Raw genomic sequence first — 1185 nt, 5'->3', positions numbered from 1 at the left:
CGAGCGTCTCTATTCGGCCGGTTGAAGTCAAGCATGTTCAGGTTTTCCGGTTCTAGGGCTTCAACTGTCCTGCGGGCTCTTGCTTCTCTTCGGAATCGGCACAATGGCCCTTCCATCATGGGGTCGGAAGAATGAAGCGGAACTATCTGAGAAGCGTCCTTCTACGCCCACAAGGGCGCGGGGAGCATGCCCGATTTCGAACTCACCTCATTCTCGTCCCGCAAGGGCAGCCTTCCGCCCTGGTGCGGAAGCTCGTGTTCTTGTTTATGGATGCTCTCGGTCGGCTAGGTTGCCATCAGGCCGCTCGGCCTCCCTTGTCCACCGGAACTCCGTTCCGTCGCACCACATGCGATGCATGATCACGGCCAATCGCCGGGCCAGTGCGACGACGGCCTTTGCGCCTCCGCGTCGCTGTGCGACCTTCATGGCCCAGGCTTTCAGCCACGACCACCGGGTTGTCGGCCGTAGCATCGTTTGAGCCGCCTCGAACAGCAGCGTTCGCATCATAGCATCACCACAAAGCGAGATTCGACCGACACGGTCAATGTTACCCGACTGGCTTCGAATGGGCGTCAACCCCAGGACAGGCCCGACGGCTTTGGAGTTCTGAAACCGGGCCGGAGTGTCGATAGTTGCCACAAAGGCTAGCGACACCACCGGCCCAACTCCAGGGACGGTCATCAGGCGCCGGCACACCTCATCGCGGCGAGCAAGCTCCAGGAGCTTGCGGTGCAGCGCGGCAAAGTGTTCGCGTAGTCTGCGACGGGCATCCAGCAACCGCTCGACAATCTCGGCCAGGTCCGGCATGCCTTCAATGAGTTCGTGGATGCGCGCCTCGAACTTGACCGCTCCGACCACGCCGACCTTGAGGCCGAAGTTCAGCAACAGGCCGCGGATGTCGTTCTCGATCGCAATAGCTTTTTCCTGCAGCAGCTTGCGGGCCGTCAGCAGCACCCGGCGCTTCTGGCTGGTGAGCGTCTTCACGTGCACGGGGCGAAAGAGATTGACCCGCATCATCTGGGCGATACCGCGCGCATCATTGCGGTCGCTCTTGTTGATCTGAGCTTTCAGAAAGGCTTTGGCGTGGCGCGTCTCGATACAAACAACAGGCAAACCGGCGTCTGCCAGCCCGTCGAATAGCCATTGCGAGAGCTGACCCGCTTCGAGCCGAATCCGCGCCAGGCG

General features: G+C 61.0%; 1 protein-coding gene. It reads right to left on the bottom strand.

All coding sequences use genetic code 11. The features are described from left to right. Positions 1-264 precede the first annotated feature (264 nt). Positions 265-1185 (bottom strand): IS110 family transposase (locus HGP14_RS35120; protein ID WP_168834377.1); only part of this gene is annotated, 921 nt, incomplete at its 5' end.

The organism is Rhizobium sp. P32RR-XVIII (genome assembly GCF_012641395.1).
Classification (GTDB): domain Bacteria; phylum Pseudomonadota; class Alphaproteobacteria; order Rhizobiales; family Rhizobiaceae; genus Rhizobium.
The sequence above is the reverse complement of the archived record's forward strand: the minus strand, read 5'-3'. Positions and strand labels throughout refer to the sequence as shown.